The organism is Pseudomonas sp. PS01303, from assembly GCF_029959385.1.
In the GTDB taxonomy this organism is placed as follows: Bacteria; Pseudomonadota; Gammaproteobacteria; order Pseudomonadales; family Pseudomonadaceae; genus Aquipseudomonas; species Aquipseudomonas rustica.
This window is the reverse complement of sequence record NZ_JASCPK010000132.1, coordinates 1-16,511: the sequence shown is the minus strand read 5'-3', so window position 1 is coordinate 16,511 and position 16,511 is coordinate 1. Positions and strand designations below refer to the sequence as shown.

Annotated in this window: 16 protein-coding genes and 1 pseudogene; 13 read left to right on the top strand and 4 right to left on the bottom strand. The window is 59.9% G+C overall.

Annotated elements, in window-relative coordinates:
- The first annotated feature begins 161 nt into the window (after window positions 1-161).
- The gene (locus QMX93_RS24715; RefSeq protein ID WP_053121168.1) at window positions 162-881 is read left to right on the top strand and encodes a FadR/GntR family transcriptional regulator; all 720 of its coding nucleotides are present in this window, start codon (window positions 162-164) and stop codon (window positions 879-881) included.
- Between the two features lie 262 nt (window positions 882-1,143).
- On the opposite strand, the gene QMX93_RS24710 is transcribed toward QMX93_RS24715, so the two are convergent.
- Entirely contained in the window at window positions 1,144-3,528 is a 2,385-nt protein-coding gene (locus tag QMX93_RS24710) for an RND family transporter (protein WP_053121170.1), read from the bottom strand.
- On the bottom strand, window positions 3,525-4,568 hold the full coding sequence (locus tag QMX93_RS24705) for a YCF48-related protein (RefSeq protein WP_282358279.1): 1,044 nt from the start codon (window positions 4,566-4,568) through the stop codon (window positions 3,525-3,527). The genes QMX93_RS24710 and QMX93_RS24705 overlap by 4 nt, the downstream gene beginning before the upstream one ends.
- Window positions 4,569-4,996: 428 nt before the next feature.
- Between QMX93_RS24705 and QMX93_RS24700 the strand changes: the two genes are divergently transcribed.
- From QMX93_RS24700 to QMX93_RS24670, 7 genes are all read left to right on the top strand, one after another.
- Window positions 4,997-5,587: an amino acid synthesis family protein gene (locus tag QMX93_RS24700; RefSeq protein WP_007917992.1), complete on the top strand. Its 591-nt coding sequence runs from the start codon at window positions 4,997-4,999 to the stop codon at window positions 5,585-5,587.
- A 31-nt stretch (window positions 5,588-5,618) separates the two neighbouring features.
- Window positions 5,619-6,452 (top strand): alpha/beta fold hydrolase, encoded by an 834-nt coding sequence (locus QMX93_RS24695; RefSeq protein ID WP_159815099.1) that lies wholly within the window; start codon window positions 5,619-5,621, stop codon window positions 6,450-6,452.
- A complete protein-coding gene (locus tag QMX93_RS24690; protein ID WP_053121176.1) occupies window positions 6,449-7,930 on the top strand; it encodes an aldehyde dehydrogenase in 1,482 nt (493 codons plus the stop codon). Before QMX93_RS24695 ends, QMX93_RS24690 begins: the two co-directional genes overlap by 4 nt.
- A 12-nt stretch (window positions 7,931-7,942) precedes the next feature.
- On the top strand, window positions 7,943-8,428 hold the full coding sequence (locus QMX93_RS24685) for a flavin reductase family protein (RefSeq protein WP_053121178.1): 486 nt from the start codon (window positions 7,943-7,945) through the stop codon (window positions 8,426-8,428).
- Between the two features lie 128 nt (window positions 8,429-8,556).
- Window positions 8,557-8,961 (top strand): carboxymuconolactone decarboxylase family protein, encoded by a 405-nt coding sequence (locus QMX93_RS24680; protein WP_053121180.1) that lies wholly within the window; start codon window positions 8,557-8,559, stop codon window positions 8,959-8,961.
- A gap of 42 nt (window positions 8,962-9,003) precedes the next feature.
- The gene (locus QMX93_RS24675) at window positions 9,004-9,768 is read left to right on the top strand and encodes a GntR family transcriptional regulator (protein ID WP_053121182.1); all 765 of its coding nucleotides are present in this window, start codon (window positions 9,004-9,006) and stop codon (window positions 9,766-9,768) included.
- A gap of 1 nt (window position 9,769) precedes the next feature.
- A complete protein-coding gene (locus QMX93_RS24670) occupies window positions 9,770-10,333 on the top strand; it encodes an NUDIX hydrolase (protein ID WP_095111462.1) in 564 nt (187 codons plus the stop codon).
- Window positions 10,334-10,480: 147 nt separating this feature from the next.
- Here the strand turns inward: QMX93_RS24670 and QMX93_RS24665 are convergent, their stop codons facing one another.
- Window positions 10,481-10,798 (bottom strand): DUF1330 domain-containing protein, encoded by a 318-nt coding sequence (locus tag QMX93_RS24665; RefSeq protein ID WP_282358277.1) that lies wholly within the window; start codon window positions 10,796-10,798, stop codon window positions 10,481-10,483.
- A gap of 68 nt (window positions 10,799-10,866) precedes the next feature.
- Between QMX93_RS24665 and ribBA the strand changes: the two genes are divergently transcribed.
- The 5 genes from ribBA (at window position 10,867) to QMX93_RS24640 (ending at window position 16,308) form a co-directional block, all read left to right on the top strand.
- Window positions 10,867-11,976, top strand: coding sequence for a bifunctional 3,4-dihydroxy-2-butanone-4-phosphate synthase/GTP cyclohydrolase II (gene ribBA / locus QMX93_RS24660; protein ID WP_212546096.1), 1,110 nt, complete (start codon window positions 10,867-10,869; stop codon window positions 11,974-11,976).
- A 375-nt stretch (window positions 11,977-12,351) separates the two neighbouring features.
- Window positions 12,352-13,377: an ABC transporter substrate-binding protein gene (locus tag QMX93_RS24655; protein ID WP_212546097.1), complete on the top strand. Its 1,026-nt coding sequence runs from the start codon at window positions 12,352-12,354 to the stop codon at window positions 13,375-13,377.
- The gene (locus QMX93_RS24650; protein WP_212546113.1) at window positions 13,374-14,321 is read left to right on the top strand and encodes an ABC transporter permease; all 948 of its coding nucleotides are present in this window, start codon (window positions 13,374-13,376) and stop codon (window positions 14,319-14,321) included. The genes QMX93_RS24655 and QMX93_RS24650 overlap by 4 nt, the downstream gene beginning before the upstream one ends.
- Window positions 14,322-14,327: 6 nt before the next feature.
- Complete coding sequence (locus tag QMX93_RS24645; RefSeq protein WP_007918021.1) at window positions 14,328-15,137, top strand: ABC transporter permease; 810 nt, start codon at window positions 14,328-14,330, stop codon at window positions 15,135-15,137.
- A gap of 16 nt (window positions 15,138-15,153) precedes the next feature.
- Window positions 15,154-16,308: an ABC transporter ATP-binding protein gene (locus tag QMX93_RS24640; protein WP_282358276.1), complete on the top strand. Its 1,155-nt coding sequence runs from the start codon at window positions 15,154-15,156 to the stop codon at window positions 16,306-16,308.
- 116 nt (window positions 16,309-16,424) lie between these two features.
- On the opposite strand, the pseudogene QMX93_RS24635 reads toward QMX93_RS24640, so the two are convergent.
- Window positions 16,425-16,511 (bottom strand): annotated as a pseudogene (locus QMX93_RS24635) (metal ABC transporter ATP-binding protein); the annotation flags it as partial.

Below are 16,511 nucleotides of genomic sequence, written 5' to 3'. Positions count from 1 at the left end.
CCTGCTCGCGATAGCGGCGTGTCAGTCAGCAATTGTTCAGCTGACACACCGCTATCGCGAGCAGGCTCACTCCTACATCTGGTTTTGTGTACTCCCTCAAGATTGTGCCGTGCCTGCTATGATGCGCGGCATCTCCATCGCTCAGGATCGCGCCGTTCCCCATGGATTACCGCAAACCCTCCGACCGCAAAAGCATGCACTCGCGCATCGTCCAGGAACTGGGCATGCAGATCGTCTCCGGACGCTTCAAGCCCGACGACAAACTGCCCGCCGAAGCCTTGCTCTGCGAAGAGTACGCGGTCAGCCGTCCGGTGTTGCGTGAAGCCACGCGAGTGCTGGTGGCCAAGGGGCTGGTGTATTCCAGGCCGCGCGTGGGTACGGTGGTCAAGGCACGGCGCGAATGGCACATGCTCGACCCGGACGTGCTGCACTGGCTGATGCAAAGCAGCCCGCAGAATGAATTCTTCAATGTGCTGACCAGTGTGCGCAGCATTATTGAGCCGGCGGCAGCCGCCCTCGCCGCTCAGCATGCGACCGAGGCGGATATTGCTTCGATTGGTGAGGCGTATCAGCGCATGGAAGCGGCGCCGACGCCGGAAGCGCTGTTGCAGCCGGATCTGGATTTCCATAGCCGGATTGCCGATGCGACGCACAATGATTTGCTGGCGAATCTGTGCAACATGTTGTCGGTGGCGATTGCCGAGGCGTTGAAGCATTCGAATCAGCGGCCGAATTTGCATGAATTGGCGTTGCCGCGGCATAAGGCAATTTTGACTGCCATTGAGAACCGCGATGCGCTGGGGGCTCGGCATGCGACGTTGGTGCAGCTGGATGATGCGCGTAGTGCTTTGAGTGTTGTGCTTGGCGCTGAACTCACTTAACGCTTGAGATCCTCTGCCCTCACCCTAGCCCTCTCCCAGAGGTAGAGGGGACTGACCGAGTTGTGCTTCGTCATACATCGACCTGAAAAACCGAGTCGATTATGGATTCACAGCAAACCGTTCAAGTCGGCGTAAATCTCCAATCTCCCCCAATCAGTCCCCTCTCCCTCCGGGAGAGGGTTAGGGTGAGGGGCTCTTGATCTTGAGCCACAAAAAAAGCCGCAACCCTAAGGTTGCGGCTTTGTCGTTTCAGCCCTTCAGATCAATGCGCAAACAGCGAGTTGCCCTTCTGCCCCGCCAGTTTCTCCGGCTTGATCAGGAACTTCGCCAGTGCCGGCAGCAGCCACAGCGCACCGAACATGTTCCACAGCAGCATGAAGGTCAGCATCAGGCCCATGTCGGCCTGGAACTTGATCGCCGAGAAGATCCAGGTGCACACACCAATCGCCAGGCACAAACCGGTGAACAGCACCGCTTTACCGGTGGATTTCAGCGTCTGGTAATAGGCTTCCTGCAGCGGCAGCCCCGCACGCAGGAAACTCTCCAGTCGGCTGTAGATGTAAATGCCGTAGTCGACGCCAATCCCCACACCCAGCGCCACCACCGGCAGCGTCGCGACTTTCACGCCGATGCCCATGAACGCCATCAGCGCGTTGCCGAGTACCGAGGTCAGCACCAACGGCAGGACGATGCACAACGTCGCTGCCCACGAACGGAAGGTAATCATGCACATCACCGCCACGCAGATGTACACCAGAATCAGGATGGTCAGTTCAGCCTGTTTGATGACTTCGTTGGTGGCCGCTTCGATCCCGGCGTTACCGGCCGCGAGGATGAATTCCAGACCGTCCTTGTTGTTGTCCTTGGCGAATTCCTGCACGGCAGCCACTGCACGATCGAGGGTCTCAGCCTTGTGATCGTTGAGGAAGATCAGTACCGGCGCCAGCGAGCAGCTGTTGTTGTACAGGCCGTCTGCACGGGCAATCGAGTTGTTCAGCACGTCCGGGTTGCGCGACAGGGTTTCCCATTTCAGGTTGCCCTCGTTCATGCCTTTGATCATCTGTTTGGACACGGTCACCAGGGAGATCGCCGACTGCACGCCCTCGGTGTTCTGCATCTTCCACATCAGCTCGTCGATCGGCGCCATGGCTTCGTAGCGTGAGCAGCCTTCAGCCTTGGTCTTGACCATCACCACCAGCACGTCGGAACTGGTCGAGTAGTTGTTGATGATGAAGTTGTTGTCCTTGTTGTAGCGCGAGTCTGGACGCAGCTCCGGTGCGCCCTGGTCGAGGTCACCGATTTTCAGGTTCTGGCTGTACCAGAGGCCGCCACCGAAAGCGATCAGCGCCAGCACCACCGAGATGCGTGCAACTTTCGGGTTGGCGAAGTTCGACAGCAGACGCCAGAAAGGGTGTTCGCGGTTTGCGTCTTTCTTGCTTTTGGCAATCGCACGCTTACTGATGCCGACATAGGAAATGGCGACCGGCAGCAGGATCAGATTGGTGAACACGATTACCGCGACGCCGATGGACGCGCCGATCGCCAGTTCACGGATCACGCCGATATCGATGATCAGCAGCGTGATGAAGCCCACCGCATCCGCGAGAATCGCGATCATCCCCGGCAGGAACAGTTGCCGGAAGGTGCGCCGCGCTGCGGTCAGGGCGTTATCGGCCTCACTGGATTGCAGGGCGATACCGTTGATCTTCTGTACGCCGTGGGAGATACCGATGGCGAAGATCAGGAACGGCACCAGCATCGAATACGGATCGAGCCCGAAGCCGAAGAAGTGCATCAACCCAAGCTGCCAGACCACCGCCACCAGCGTCGTGCTCAGTACCGCGATAGTGCTGCGCACGCAGTTGGTGAACCACAGCAGCAGGATCAGGGTGATGACAAACGCGATGCCGAAAAACAGCACCACCATCACCAGACCGTCGATCAGGTCACCAACCTTCTTGGCGAAACCGACGATGTGGATCTTGATGTTGGGGTTCTGTGCTTCGAACTTGGTGCGGATCTTGTCTTCCAGTTCATGGGAGAACTGGCGGTAGTCCAGCGCGAGCAACTTGCCCTGATCCTGCGGATCCGGGTACGACTCGAGCAGCGGGATATCGACGATGCTCGACTTGAAGTCGTTGGACACCAGACGCCCGACCTGGCCGGACTTGAGCACGTTGTTGCGCAGCAGATCGAGGCTGTCCTGCGAGCCGTTGTAGCTCTGCGGGATCACTTCACCGCCGGCAAAACCCTCTTCGGTCACTTCGGTCCAGCGTACGCTCGGGCTCCACAGCGACTTCAGACCGGAACGGTCAACGCCGGAAATGTAGAACACCTCGTCGTTGATCTGGCGCAGGGTCTCCATGTATTCCTTGGAGAAGATGTCGCCGTCAGTCGCTTCGACCGAAATGCGCACGGTGTTGCCGAGGTTCGCCAGGTCGTTGCGGTGCTCCATCATCTTCTCGATGAACGGATGCTTGAGCGGGATCATTTTTTCGAAACTGGTCGACGGGCGGATCAGCGTCGCCTGCCAGAACAGGAAAATGCTCACGACCAGACAGATCAGAATCACTGCCGGGCGGTTGTTGAAGATCAGGCGTTCAAGGAACGTCGCCTTTTCCTGCTGAGGAGTGATCAAGGAAGTCATAGCCCCGCCTTCTTATTATTAACTTCGGCGCCGTTTGGCTGAGTGGTGTGAACGCCACCCTGCCCGGTCAGAATCAGGTTGCCGTCGCCGGCCGCGGTGACGGAAGACAGCGAGATGCGATCCGGACGGTTGAACACGCTGAACGTTTCGCCGTTGTCGCTGCTGCTGACCACCGAGCCGCCGTTACCGACGATGACGATCGAGCCGTCAGGCAGCAAGGTTGCGCCGGACAGGCCGAACTCCAGCGCACCGCGCGCGGCTTTCAGTTCGACCTGCTCCCAGCTGCTGCCGAAATCGGTAGAGCGGTAGAGGTTGCCGCGCAAGCCGTAGGCCAGCAGGGTTTGCGCCTGGGCCGTGCCGATCACGCCGAACAGCGAACCTTCGTACGGGCCTTCGAGTTTTTCCCAGGTCTGACCCCAGTCGGCGGAGCGGAACATGCTGCCCGACTCGCCGACGATGAACAGGCCGGCGTCTTTCACCGCCGCGATGGCGTTGAGGTGGAACTGGTCTTCGTTGTCGAGGCGATCGCTGACGTCTTCCCAGTGTTTGCCACCGTCGGTGGTTTCCATCAGCGAACCGTAAGCGCCCACGGCAAAGCCGCTGTTTACGTCCTTGAACCAGACGTCGAGCAGCGGCGATTCACGTTTGAGGTCTTCGAATTGCTTGGTCCAGGTCAGACCGCCGTCTTCGCTGGCGAGGATTTGCGCGTCGTGGCCGACCGCCCAGCCGTGTTTGTCGTCGGCAAAATACACGGAAGTCAGCAGTTGCCGGCTCGGCACTTTGGCCTGCTTCCAGGTTTTGCCCTGGTCATCGGAATAGACGATGTGCCCGCGATCCCCGACCGCGACCAGACGTGCACCGGCGTGGACGACATCAAGAATCAGGCTTTTCGCGGCTTTGCTGGATTCGGTGGCATAGACCACGTCGGCCGGAGCCTCGGCGGCAATCACGGGTGCCGACAACGTGGCAAAGCCCAGCAGAGAGAGTGCTGTGGCCAGCAACGCGGTGTTGCGTAACGCCGGCGGGCGGCAACGACTCATAGACCTTCCCCTATTTATTATTGTTAGGCCATTTGGCCTTCAAGGGCGCCGCAAGTGTGCTCCGCTGATGGCAGATCAGAAGCATAGTCCTGAAACCCGCAATCCAGAGCCACTTCGGAAGCTGGCTCATCCTATCGGGCTTTAGAAACGTCTGACAATCGGCGCCACGTTATCTTTTGTTAACCGCACGGGCTGAACGCATCCCCCTGTAGGAGCTGACGAGTGAAACGAGGCTGCGATCTTTTGATCCTGGCTTTTAAAAAGTCAAAAGATCGCAGCGTGCCGCAGCTCCTACAGGGATTTCGCGTTGTTATGACGGAGGATTCGTCGGATGGATGAAGGGAATCTTATGAGGGGGACTTGCACGATCGGTATTATGGTATACCATCAGACGCACAGACACTCTCAATCCACCTACGGAGCAGCTCATGAGTTTCGAAATTCGCAAGATCGTCAGCTATGTCGAAGAAACCTTCATCGAAGGCGGCAAAGCCACTGACAAGCCAGTGACCATGGTCGGCCTCGCCGTGGTGATGAAAAACCCTTGGGTGGGCAACGGTTTCGTCGAAGACCTCAAACCGCAGATCCGCGCCAACTGCTCCGACCTCGGTGCGCTGATGGTCGAGCGTCTGGTCGGCATCATCGGTGGCGCGGAAAAAATCGAGGCCTACGGCAAAGCCGCCGTGGTCGGTGCTGATGGCGAGATCGAACACGCCTCCGCCGTAATCCACACCCTGCGCTTCGGCAACCACTACCGCGAAGCCGTCAACGCCAAAAGCTACCTGAGCTTCACCAACAAGCGCGGCGGCCCGGGCACTTCGATTCAGATCCCGATGATGCACAAGGACGACGAAGGTCAGCGTTCGCACTACATCACCCTGGAAATGCAGATCGAAGACGCGCCGCGTGCCGACGAAATCGTCGTCGTGCTGGGCTGCGCCGACGGTGGTCGCCTGCACCCGCGCATCGGTAACCGCTACATCGATCTGGAAGAACTGGCCGCCGAAAAAGCCCAGTAATCACAATAAAAAGGCATTGCAGGAGCGCTCCATGATTCGGCTCACCGCTGAACTCACCCCGGCTGGCACCAGTTACCTGGCGACCGGCCAAGGCCAGCCCGTGGTTTTGATCCACGGCGTGGGCCTGAATAAAGAAATGTGGGGCGGCCAGATTGTCGGCCTGTCCAGCCAATACCGGGTGATCGCCTACGACATGCTCGGCCATGGCGCCAGCCCGCGACCGGCCAGTGGCACCAACCTGCTCGGTTACGCCGATCAGTTGCTGGAGCTGCTCGATCACTTGAATTTGCCGCAGGCAGCGGTGATCGGCTTCTCCATGGGCGGCCTGGTCGCGCGGGCCTTTGCCCTGCATTACCCGGAGCGCCTGCAAAGCCTGGTGGTGTTGAACAGCGTGTTCAACCGCAGCGAAGAACAGCGAGCCGGCGTCATCGCTCGCACCGCGCAAGCAGCCGAGCACGGCCCGGACGCCAATGCCGAAGCGGCGCTGTCGCGCTGGTTCAGCCGCGAGTATCAGGCGGCCAACCCGGCGCAGATCGCGGCGATCCGCCAGACCCTCGCCGGTAATGATCCGCAAGGCTATCTGACCACCTACGAATTGTTCGCCACCCAAGACATGTACCGCGTTGACGACTTGGGCAGTATTCAAGCGCCGACGCTGATCGCCACCGGCGAACTCGACCCGGGTTCGACCCCGGAAATGGCCGAGCAACTGGCCCGACGCATCCCCGGTGCGAAGGTTGCCGTGCTGGCCGAGCAACGGCATATGATGCCCGTAGAGTCGCCGCGTCTGGTCAACCAGACGCTGCTGGAATTTCTCGAATTCGCACACTCCCGACAAAACCCTATACAGGGGATCGTTGCATGACACTCGCACGCTTCCAGATGTGCATCGGCGGAGAATGGGTCGACGCCCTCTCCGGCAAGACTTTCGAAAGCCTCAACCCGGCCTCCGCGCAAGCCTGGGCAGAATTGCCTGACGCTGATGAAGCGGACGTCGAACGCGCCGTGCAAGCGGCACAGACGGCTTTCGACAGCCCGGCATGGCGCGGCCTGACCGCCACCGCACGGGGCAAGTTGCTGCGCCGTCTCGGTGACTTGATCGCCGAAAATAAAGAACAACTGGCGCAGCTGGAAAGCCGCGACAACGGCAAGCTGATCCGCGAGACCCGTGGCCAGGTCAGCTATCTGCCCGAATTTTTCCACTACACCGCCGGCCTTGCCGACAAGCTCGAAGGCGGCACGCTGCCACTGGATAAGCCGGATCTGTTCGCCTACACCGTGCACGAAGCGATGGGTGTGGTCGCGGCGATCATTCCGTGGAACAGCCCGCTGTATCTGACCGCGATCAAACTCGCCCCGGCCCTCGCCGCTGGCAACACGATTGTGATCAAACCGTCCGAGCACGCCTCGGCAACGATTCTTGAGCTGGCGCGTCTGGCCCTCGAAGCCGGGATTCCGCCGGGCGTGGTCAACGTCGTCACCGGTTACGGCCCGAGCACGGGCGCCGCCCTCACCCGCCATCCGCTGATCCGCAAAATCGCCTTCACCGGCGGCGCGGCGACAGCGCGGCATGTGGTGCGTAGCAGCGCCGAGAACTTCGCCAAGCTGTCGCTGGAACTGGGTGGCAAGTCGCCGAACATCATCTTCGCCGACGCCGATCTCGACAGCGCGATCAACGGCGCGATTGCCGGGATTTATGCGGCGTCCGGGCAGAGTTGCGTGTCTGGCTCACGCCTTTTAGTGCAGGACGAAATCTACGACGAATTCGTCAATCGCCTGGTCGAACGCGCCCAGCGCATTCGCATCGGCAACCCGCAGGAAGACGCCAGCGAAATGGGCCCGATGGCCACCGCGCAGCAACTGGCGGTGGTCGAAGGTCTGGTCGCTGATGCCATCGCTGAGGGCGCGCGGTTGCGCACTGGCGGCAAGCGGCCGACCGATCTCGGTGACGGCTGGTTCTACGAGCCAACGCTGTTCGAATGCGACCGCAATTCGATGAAGATCATGCAGGAAGAAGTCTTTGGCCCGGTGGCTTCGGTGATTCGCTTTAAAGATGAAGCCGAGGCGCTGGCCATCGCCAACGACTCGCAGTTCGGCCTCGCCGCCGGCATCTGGACGCGTGATTTGGGCCGGGCGCATCGCCTCGCTCGCGATGTGCGCTCGGGGATTATCTGGGTCAACACTTACCGCGCGGTGTCAGCGATGGCACCGATCGGCGGCTTCAAGAACAGTGGCTATGGACGCGAAAGCGGCATCGATTCGGTGCTGGCCTACACCGAACTGAAAACGGTGTGGATCAACTTGTCTCAGGCGCCAATGCCTGATCCGTTTGTGATGCGCTAGGAGTCCTGCGAAATGATCGAACCCGGCATTTACAAAGACGTCATGAGCTCCTTCCCGTCCGGCGTCACGGTGGTTACCACTGTTGACCCGGAGGGCGGCATTGTCGGCATCACCGCCAGCGCTTTTAGTGCGCTGTCGATTGACCCGGCGCTGGTGCTGTTCTGCCCTAACTACGCCTCCGACACTTATCCGATTCTGCGTGACAGCAAGAAGTTTGCGATTCATTTGCTGTCGGCTGACCAGACGGCTGAGGCCTATGCCTTTGCCGGTAAAGGCAAGGACAAAGCCGCCGGTATCGAGTGGCATTTGAGCGAACTCGGTAACCCGATTCTCGCCAAAGCCACGGCGATCATCGAGTGCGAGTTGTGGCGTGAATATGACGGCGGCGATCACGCGATCATCGTTGGCGCGGTGAAGAACCTGATCCTGCCCGCGCAACCGGTGACACCGATGATCTACCACAAAGGCAAGCTCGGCCCGTTGCCGACCCTGGCCTGATTGCCAGACACGATTCCCTGTAGGAGCTGCCGAAGGCTGCGATCTTTTGACTTTGATTTTTAAGAGCAAGATCAAAAGATCGCAGCCTTCGGCAGCTCCTACAGGGGAATTGGGTGATGGGAGGAATGATGAGTAACGAGAAGTATGAAAAAGGCCTGAAGATCCGCACTCAGGTGCTGGGCGAAGCCTACGTGCAGCGTTCGATAGACAACGCCGACGACTTCACCCGCCCGCTGCAGGAAATGGTCACCGAATACTGCTGGGGCCATGTCTGGGGTCGTGAAGGTTTGTCGCTCAAGGAGCGCAGCATGATCAACCTGGCGATGATCTCGGCGCTCAACCGTCCGCACGAACTCAAGCTGCATGTGCGTGGCGCCTTGCGTAACGGCCTGAGTCGTGAGCAAATACGCGAAATTCTGCTTCAGGTCGGCATTTATTGCGGCGTTCCGGCAGCCGTGGACAGTTTCCGGCTGGCCCGTGAAGCCTTCGCCGAAGCCGACGCCGAAGCCCCAGTTAACCCCTCGGCTGTTTAGATGCCCGTCTGGCATGGACAGCCAACCGAAAGAGCGGATCCCATGAAACGCCAGCCACTCGACGACAGCTTCAAGGTCAATCGCAACCCCGTTACCCTGCGCGAAATCGTGCTGGATAAACTGCGTAGCGCGATCATGAATTTCCAGCTCATGCCCGGTGATCGTCTGGTCGAGCGCGATCTGTGCGATCGCCTTGGCGTCAGCCGCACCTCCGTGCGCGAGGCCTTGCGTCACCTGGAATCCGAAGGTCTGGTTGAGTTCGCCGATGCCAAAGGCCCGCGCGTGGCGATCATCACCCTCGCCGATGCCGTCGACATCTACGAACTGCGTTGCGTACTCGAAGGTTTGATCGTGCAGCTGTTCACCCTGCGCGCCAAAGCCAAGGACATCAAAGCCCTGGAAAAAGCCCTCGACGAGAACCGCAAGGCGCTCAAGGACGGCGAACTGCAACAGGTGATTGACTCGGTGCAAGGCTTCTACGACGTGCTGCTCGAAGGCTCGGGCAACCATGTTGCGGCGACTCAGTTGCGTCAGTTGCAGGCACGCATCAGCTACCTGCGTGCGACTTCGGTGTCGCAGGAAAATCGGCGCGGCGCGAGTAATCAGGAAATGGAAAAAATGGTCGAGGCGATCAAGAGCGGCGATCCGCTGGTGGCGCATCAGGCCTGTGTTGATCACGTTCGCGCTGCCGCTGCGGTAGCGCTCGACTATCTCAAGCGCAAGCAGGAAGAGACCGGCTCTGTTGTTAAAGGCACGCCGGCGATGACCCTGCCCATCGCCTTGAAAGAACCCCGTATAGGTCACTGACATGTTCAGCCCGAGCTATTGCCCGAAATGCGGTGGCCCTGACCTCGGTCAGCAGATACCGGCGGGCGATACGCACGAGCGCCTGATGTGTCGCGGCTGCGGCTACATCCACTACGTCAATCCGAAGATCATTGCCGGCTGCATCATCGAGCAGGACGGCAAATATCTGCTGTGCCAACGGGCGATCCCGCCGCGCCCGGGCACCTGGACGCTGCCGGCCGGTTTCATGGAAAGCGGCGAGACCACTGAGCAAGCTGCCATTCGTGAAGTCTGGGAAGAAAGCGGCGTGCGCGCGGAAATCGTTTCGCCGTACTCGATTTTCAGCGTGCCGAAGATCAGCGAGGTGTACATCATCTTCCGCGCGATCGCGCTGGAGATTACCGGGCAGTACGGACCGGAGACCATGGATTACAAGTTCTTCGCGCCGGAAGACATTCCGTGGGAGCAGATTTACTACCCGGCGATCCGGCAGATTCTCGAGCGCTATATCGAAGAGCGTCAGGCTGGGGTTTATGGGATCTATATGGGCAATGACGATAGCGGCAAGATCCACTTTATCCGCTGATCACATTGATCGTTCCCATGCTCCGCGTGGGAACGCCTCCTCGGACGCTCCGCGTTCGGCTCTAAAAGGGACGCGGAGCGTCCCGGGCTGCATTCCCACGCGGAGCGTGGGAACGATCAATCAAAAGATCGTAGCCTTCGGCAGCTCCTACAGGGGTTCACGGTGAGTCTTAAATAGGGTGATGCCTTCGACGATGATGATCTCCGCCTTCGCCCATTCTTCGCGGTAACTTTTCGCCTCCTGATACGCCGCCGAGTGGTAGCACGCCACGGCTTTTTCGTAGCTTTCAAATTCAATCACCACGCTGCGCTGTGGCGTCTTGCACCCTTCCATCGCTTCGCTGCGCCCGCCCCTCGCCAGAAATTTCGCGCCGAACGCTGCGAAAGCCGCCGGGGCGCGCTGGGTGTATTGGCTGTAGTGATCGGCATCGGCTATGTCCACATGAGCAATCCAGTACGCCTTCATAGTGACCTCTTTGCTAATTTTGTATTATGGTATACCAATATATTTCCAACGAACCCTGAGAGTCCAGCATGGCCTTCAACAGCATCGAAGAAATCATCGAAGATTATCGTCTCGGCAAAATGGTTTTGCTGGTCGATGACGAAGACCGCGAAAACGAAGGCGACCTGTTACTGGCCGCCGACCGTTGCACGCCAGAAGCGATCAGCTTTATGGCCCGTGAAGCACGCGGGCTGATTTGCCTGACGCTGACCGACGACCACTGCCAGCGTCTGGGTCTTGAGCAAATGGTGCCGGCCAACGGCAGCGTGTTCAGCACCGCGTTTACCGTGTCGATTGAAGCGGCAGTTGGCGTGACCACCGGTATCTCGGCGGCGGATCGCGCCTGCACGGTTGCCGCCGCTGTCGCGCCGAATGCCCGCGCCGAAGACCTGGTGCAGCCCGGTCATATCTTCCCGCTGCGCGCCAAGGAAGGTGGCGTGCTGACCCGCGCCGGGCATACCGAAGCGGGTTGTGATCTGGCTCGCTTGGCCGGTTTCACCCCGGCTTCGGTGATTGTCGAAGTAATGAATGACGACGGCACCATGGCGCGGCGTCCCGATCTGGAGGTGTTTGCGCGCAAACACGGGATCAAGATCGGCACCATCGCCGACCTCATCCACTATCGCCTGAGCACCGAACACACCATCGAGCGGATTGGCGAACGTGAGCTGCCGACGGTGCATGGCACGTTCCGTTTGATCACCTTTGAGGATCGCATCGAGGGCGGCGTGCATATGGCGATGGTCATGGGCGATCTGCGCCGCGAAGAGCCGACGCTGGTGCGCGTGCATGTGATTGATCCGCTGCGGGATCTGGTTGGCGCGGAATACAGCGGGCCGGCGAACTGGACGTTGTGGGCGGCGTTGCAACGGGTCGCGGCTGAGGGGCATGGGGTTGTGGTGGTGTTGGCCAATCACGAGTCGTCGCAGGCGCTGCTGGAGCGCGTGCCGCAATTGACCCAGCCGCCGCGGCAGTTCAGTCGTTCGCAATCGCGGATTTATTCCGAGGTGGGGACTGGGGCGCAGATTTTGCAGAATCTGGGGGTTGGCAAACTCCGCCATCTCGGCCCGCCACTCAAATACGCCGGGTTGACCGGGTATGACCTGGAAGTGGTCGAGAGCATCCCCTTCACCGAGTAAAAATCCCCTCACCCCAGCCCTCTCCCGGAGGGAGAGGGAGCCGACCGAGGTGATTGCACGCTATACGCCGACCTGAGATACCGAGCCGAACTCAGGTTTTGAACAGCACGAAGATGGGCTCCCTTTCCCCCTCTCCCATTGGGAGAGGGCTGGGGTGAGGGGCTGGATCTGAAGTGCGCCCTGCATCTCATGCCGAGTACATCCAAAAAACCATAATCAACAGATAACCGGTAAGGCAAAGTGCTTGCACAAAGTTTGGAATACCATAATATGATATTCCATAGACCGGACACTTCAACGAACGTCCATCTACTGCTCCCGATAGGCGGGCAACAACGCAAGCCCGCTCAAAAACACAACAATGAGGGCGTGAACATGGTGTTGAACAAAGCTGCAACCGCGATCCTTTTCGCGGGACTGCTCAGCGTCACCGGCCAGGCTGCAATGGCGGCCGACAGCGTGAACTTCGTCAGTTGGGGCGGAAGCACCCAGGACGCGCAGAAACAGGCCTGGGCCGATCCGTTCAGCAAGGCCAGCGGCATCACCGTCGTGCAGGACGGCCCGACCGACTACGGCAAACTCAAAGCCATGGTCGAGAGCGGCAACGTGCAATGGGACGTGGTCGATGTCGAAGCCGACTTCGCCCTACGCGCCGCTGCCGAAGGCCTGCTCGAACCCCTCGATTTCAAAGTGATTCAGCGCGACAAGATCGACCCGCGTTTCGTCAGCGATTACGGCGTCGGCTCGTTCTTCTTCTCCTTCGTCCTCGGCTACAACGAGGGCAAACTCGGCGCCAACAAGCCGCAGGACTGGAGCGCCCTGTTCGACACCAAGACCTACCCGGGCAAACGCGCCCTCTACAAATGGCCAAGCCCCGGCGTGCTCGAATTGGCGCTGCTGGCCGATGGCGTACCTGCCGACAAGCTCTACCCGCTGGACCTGGATCGCGCCTTCAAAAAGCTCGACACCATCAAGAAAGACATCGTCTGGTGGGGCGGCGGCGCGCAGTCGCAGCAACTGCTGGCGTCCGGTGAGGCGAGCATGGGCCAGTTCTGGAACGGTCGCATTCACGCCCTGCAAGAAGACGGCGCGCCGGTCGGCGTGAGCTGGAAACAGAACCTGGTCATGGCCGACATTCTGGTGATTCCAAAGGGCTCGAAAAACAAGGACGCAGCGATGAAGTTTCTCGCCAGCGCCAGCAGCGCCAAAGGCCAGGCCGACTTCTCCAACCTGACCGCCTACGCCCCGGTCAACCTCGACAGTGTGGAGCGTCTGGATTCGGCGCTGGCCCCCAACCTGCCGACTGCCTACGCTAAGGATCAGATCACTCTTGATTTCGCGTACTGGGCCAAAAACGGCCAGGCCATCGCGACACGGTGGAACGAATGGCTGGTCAAATGAAAATGGCGGCCACCGCGTCCCGTCCCTCCACTGCCACCGACAGCGCCCAAAGCGCTGCCGGCTCGGCTCACGGAACACAGGCGGTTGCGATGCAGCAAGCCCCGTCCCTCAGACAACGCTGGCGCGGCGCCGGCAACCTCGTACCGGCGCTGCTGTTCATCGGCCTGTTCTTTCTCGCGCCGTTGATCGGCCTGCTGCTGCGCGGCGTGCTCGAACCGACGCCAGGCCTCGGCAACTATGAACAACTGTTCGCCAACTCGGCCTATGCCCGAGTGCTGCTCAACACCTTTTCGGTGGCCGGGCTGGTGACACTGTTCAGCTTGCTGCTGGGCTTTCCGCTGGCCTGGGCGATCACTCTGGTGCCGCGCGGCTGGGGGCGCTGGATTCTCAACATCGTGCTGCTGTCGATGTGGACCAGCCTGCTCGCCCGCACCTATTCGTGGCTGGTGCTGCTGCAAGCGTCGGGCGTGATCAACAAGGCGTTGATGGCGATGGGCATCATCGATCAGCCACTGGAGATGGTGCACAACCTCACCGGCGTGGTGATCGGCATGAGCTACATCATGATTCCGTTCATCGTCCTGCCGTTGCAGGCGACCATGCAAGCCATCGACCCGATGATCCTGCAGGCCGGTTCGATTTGCGGCGCCAGTCCGTGGAGCAACTTCTTCCGGGTGTTCCTGCCGCTGTGCCGGCCGGGTCTGGCCTCCGGTGGCCTGATGGTGTTCGTCATGTCGCTCGGTTACTACGTGACCCCGGCGCTGCTCGGCGGCGCGCAGAACATGATGCTGCCGGAGTTCATCATTCAGCAGGTGCAATCGTTCCTCAACTGGGGCCTGGCCAGCGCCGGCGCCGCGTTGCTGATCGCGATCACTTTGGTGCTGTTCTACTTCTACCTGAAGCTTCAGCCGGAATCCCCGGTTGGCGCCAGTAACGCGAGGTAAGCCGACATGCTCCTGACCCCCAATGCGATGAGCCGCCGGATGCGCTTCGGCCTCTACGCCACCACCGGGCTGATCGGTCTGTTCCTGCTGTTGCCGATCGTGTTCATCGTGCTTTTGTCCTTCGGTTCCTCGCAGTGGCTGGTGTTTCCACCACCGGGCTGGACGCTGAAATGGTACGGCCAGTTCTTCTCCAACCCGGACTGGATGAACGCTGCGGCTGCCAGCCTCAAGGTCGCTGTGCTGACCACGATCTGCGCCGTGGCCCTCGGTTTGCCGACTGCGTTCGCGCTGGTGCGCGGACGTTTTCCCGGCCGGGAAATGCTCTACGGCCTGTTCACCCTGCCGATGATCGTGCCGCTGGTGATCATCGCCGTGGCGGTGTACGCGCTGTTCCTCAAGCTCGGTTACACCGGGACCATGTTCGCATTCGTGGTCAGCCATGTGATCGTCGCGCTGCCGTTCACCATCATCTCGATCATCAACTCGTTGAAGCTGTTCGATCAGTCGATTGAAGACGCGGCGGTGATTTGCGGTGCGTCACGCCTGCAAGCGGTGTTCAAGGTGACGTTCCCGGCGATTCGCCCGGGCATGGTCGCCGGCGCCCTCTTCGCCTTTCTGGTTTCGTGGGACGAAGTGGTGCTCAGCGTGATGATGGCCAGCCCGACCCTGCAAACCCTTCCCGTGAAAATGTGGACCACCTTGCGCCAGGATCTGACGCCAGTGATCGCCGTCGCTTCGACGCTGCTGATTGGCTTGTCGGTATTGGTCATGGTCATCGCCGCCGCATTGCGCCGGCGCAACGAAATCAGCGCCTGAGCGCCAGGAGTACGACATGAGTGCCGTGATCAAAGACGCTTCCCAGCAGAACGACAAACCCCTGGTCAGCCTGCGCAACCTGAACAAGCACTACGGCGACTTTGCCGCCGTCGACAACATCTCGCTGGACATCAAGGACGGTGAATTCCTCACCTTCCTCGGCTCCAGCGGCTCGGGCAAAAGCACCACACTGTCGATGCTCGCCGGGTTTGAAACGCCGAGTAGCGGCGAGATCCTCGTCAACGGTGAATCGTTGGTCAATGTGCCGCCGCACAAGCGTGACATCGGCATGGTGTTTCAACGCTATTCGCTGTTCCCGCACCTGTCGGTGCGCGACAACATTGCGTTTCCTCTGGCGATTCGCAAACTCGCGGCGGCTGAGCGCGACAAGCGTGTCGATGCGATGTTGAAACTAGTGCAGCTCGATCAGTTCGCTCATCGCCGCCCTTCGCAACTGTCTGGCGGCCAGCAACAGCGTGTCGCCATCGCCCGCGCCTTGGTCTACGAACCACGCATTCTGTTGATGGACGAACCGCTCGGCGCGCTGGATAAAAAGCTGCGCGAGGATTTGCAGGATGAATTGCGCCAATTGCATCGTCGTCTGGGCATCACCATCGTTTACGTGACCCACGATCAGGAAGAAGCCATGCGCTTGTCGCAACGCATCGCGATTTTCAGTCACGGCAAGATTGTTGGATTGGGCAGTGGTTATGACCTTTATCAGAATCCGCCGAATGCGTTTGTCGCCTCGTTCCTCGGTAACTCGAACTTCCTCAAGCTCAAGGCGCAGGGCAATGCGGCGGCTTCTTTTGAAGGGCAGTCATTATCGATTCGCCTGACCGCTGCGTTGCACACCGATCAGGATGTGTTGCTGATGGTGCGGCCGGAAAAAGCGCAGGCGTTGAGCGTGGCGCAAGCGATCAGCGAACCGTTGCCATCGGGTTGGAACGAGGTTTCAGCGAAGGTCGTAGAAGTGCTGTTTCTCGGCGAAAGCCAGACCTGCAGCGTGGTCACCTCGGGCGGAACCTCAATGACGGTGAAAGCACTGTCGGCGGCGGGCATGCCGCTCAAGGCTGGCGATCCTGTGCAAGTGCGCTGGGCCACGGCTGATGCCTGCGTCTACACCGAATGGAGCGAAAGCGACCTCAACAAAGCCGCCGGCTCCCACTGAAAACCCCTGTAGGAGCTGCCGAAGGCTGCGATCTTTTGATCTTGCCGTTAAAAACAAGATCAAAAGATCGCAGCCTCGTTTCACTCGACAGCTCCTACAGGAATGCATTGCAAATGTGGGAGCGAGCCTGCTCGCGAATGCGGTGTGTCATTCAACGTTAAGGTTGACTGACACGGCCTCTTCGCGAGCAGGCTCGCTCCCAC

What these genes read in the sequence shown, in the direction of transcription:
- QMX93_RS24715 (WP_053121168.1), top strand. Translation starts at nt 162, where the DNA reads ATGGATTACCGCAAACCCTCCGACCGCAAAAGCATGCACTCGCGCATC.
- QMX93_RS24710 (WP_053121170.1), bottom strand. Translation starts at nt 3,528, where the DNA reads ATGACTTCCTTGATCACTCCTCAGCAGGAAAAGGCGACGTTCCTTGAA.
- QMX93_RS24705 (WP_282358279.1), bottom strand. Translation starts at nt 4,568, where the DNA reads ATGAGTCGTTGCCGCCCGCCGGCGTTACGCAACACCGCGTTGCTGGCC.
- QMX93_RS24700 (WP_007917992.1), top strand. Translation starts at nt 4,997, where the DNA reads ATGAGTTTCGAAATTCGCAAGATCGTCAGCTATGTCGAAGAAACCTTC.
- QMX93_RS24695 (WP_159815099.1), top strand. Translation starts at nt 5,619, where the DNA reads ATGATTCGGCTCACCGCTGAACTCACCCCGGCTGGCACCAGTTACCTG.
- QMX93_RS24690 (WP_053121176.1), top strand. Translation starts at nt 6,449, where the DNA reads ATGACACTCGCACGCTTCCAGATGTGCATCGGCGGAGAATGGGTCGAC.
- QMX93_RS24685 (WP_053121178.1), top strand. Translation starts at nt 7,943, where the DNA reads ATGATCGAACCCGGCATTTACAAAGACGTCATGAGCTCCTTCCCGTCC.
- QMX93_RS24680 (WP_053121180.1), top strand. Translation starts at nt 8,557, where the DNA reads ATGAGTAACGAGAAGTATGAAAAAGGCCTGAAGATCCGCACTCAGGTG.
- QMX93_RS24675 (WP_053121182.1), top strand. Translation starts at nt 9,004, where the DNA reads ATGAAACGCCAGCCACTCGACGACAGCTTCAAGGTCAATCGCAACCCC.
- QMX93_RS24670 (WP_095111462.1), top strand. Translation starts at nt 9,770, where the DNA reads ATGTTCAGCCCGAGCTATTGCCCGAAATGCGGTGGCCCTGACCTCGGT.
- QMX93_RS24665 (WP_282358277.1), bottom strand. Translation starts at nt 10,798, where the DNA reads ATGAAGGCGTACTGGATTGCTCATGTGGACATAGCCGATGCCGATCAC.
- ribBA (WP_212546096.1), top strand. Translation starts at nt 10,867, where the DNA reads ATGGCCTTCAACAGCATCGAAGAAATCATCGAAGATTATCGTCTCGGC.
- QMX93_RS24655 (WP_212546097.1), top strand. Translation starts at nt 12,352, where the DNA reads ATGGTGTTGAACAAAGCTGCAACCGCGATCCTTTTCGCGGGACTGCTC.
- QMX93_RS24650 (WP_212546113.1), top strand. Translation starts at nt 13,374, where the DNA reads ATGAAAATGGCGGCCACCGCGTCCCGTCCCTCCACTGCCACCGACAGC.
- QMX93_RS24645 (WP_007918021.1), top strand. Translation starts at nt 14,328, where the DNA reads ATGCTCCTGACCCCCAATGCGATGAGCCGCCGGATGCGCTTCGGCCTC.
- QMX93_RS24640 (WP_282358276.1), top strand. Translation starts at nt 15,154, where the DNA reads ATGAGTGCCGTGATCAAAGACGCTTCCCAGCAGAACGACAAACCCCTG.